At 25.6% G+C, this 1,286-nt stretch carries 1 protein-coding gene; it reads left to right on the forward strand.

Annotated elements, in window-relative coordinates; genetic code table 11:
• Positions 1-427 precede the first annotated feature (427 nt).
• Positions 428-1,201, forward strand: a complete 774-nt coding sequence (locus GFJ94_RS03025) for a hypothetical protein (RefSeq protein WP_153200118.1) — start codon at positions 428-430, stop codon at positions 1,199-1,201.
• The last annotated feature ends 85 nt before the right edge of the window (positions 1,202-1,286 follow it).

The following is a 1,286-nucleotide window of genomic DNA, read 5'->3' on the forward strand; positions in this document are numbered from 1 at the left end:
ACGTTGTATACAATATATTTTCCGAACTTACGCTGAAAGCTTCTCTCCTATTTTTTCTGAATAATTATTACCGAAAATCTTGCGTGAAAATTTAAAACCGAACCGAACTTTGTCGATAAATTTTGTGTTGAAATTACGTTTTCGGGAAAATTCGCTGTGAAACTAAAACCTGAAACTAAACGTTGTGTGAAAATATGCTTTGCGTGACAATCCAAACTTTGTGGATAAACGTTGCGTTGAGTTTTTAAGTTCCGAAAATATTATACTGTATACAACAGCGGTTTAAAAATATGGCTGGTTTTGGATTTTCCTGCGGAAAATCCGCTGTTGAATGGAATGTTTTGTTATATTTGTAATGGCTTGGTGTTGAATTTACGCCACAATTTTTAAGCTGCAAAACGTTACCAGTAATTTTGAACGCACTGATATGAAAATTAAATTTTTATTTATTTTATTATTAATAAACATATTTTATTCTTGTAACGACGAAAAAAAAGAAAATTCAGAATTGAATAAATTTTTAACCAATAATTTTGAATTTAACCAAAGAATTTTAAATCATAATAAAGCAAAATATTATAATTTAATTAGTGACCAACCTTCAAGAAAAAATATTGAATTAGAAAAAATAGACTCTATTTTCCAATCATTAATAATAGAGATTGACAATGCTATTTTAAACAGATCGGGAAATATAAAAAAAATAAAAATTAATAGAGATCAATTTCTAGTGAAAATTCCAGAAATTGTTAATAATAGAAATGAATTTCAGATTTCTAAAATTGAAAGTCTAAATTCTAAGTCTAATGAATTACAATTAAACTTTATTAAAAATGAAATCATAATTGCAATGAGTTATGCTTTTGAATATAATAGCTTAATTACTTCTATAAATGAAAGTATATCATATTTTAAAATTGATAATATTGAATTTAGAAAAAATGATAATAAAAACGTTTTAATACTTTCATCTAAATATGGACAAAGATTTCCTGAAAATAGACATATTTACATTAAATCAATAAAAAAAGATAATATAAACAAACAAATCTCTTACAATCTAAATGATAACTATTCTTTTGCAAATATAGAATTTAACACATTAGAGAAAGGTAATTATAAAATAAACGGAATTTTAAAATATTATGAAAGAGATGGAGAATTTGAAATCCCTTTCGAAAAAAAATTTACTGTAAAGTAAAAACTACTGGCAACAGCCGTTTGTAGCAATTGCTAGGCTTGGCTTGTGTTCGGAATTTTCTCCGAAAATTCCACGAGGAGTTTTG

Origin of the sequence: Flavobacterium sp. LMO8, from assembly GCF_009495755.1 — a bacterium.
Lineage (GTDB): Bacteria > Bacteroidota > Bacteroidia > Flavobacteriales > Flavobacteriaceae > Flavobacterium.

What these genes read in the sequence shown, in the direction of transcription:
- GFJ94_RS03025 (WP_153200118.1), top strand. Translation starts at nt 428, where the DNA reads ATGAAAATTAAATTTTTATTTATTTTATTATTAATAAACATATTTTAT.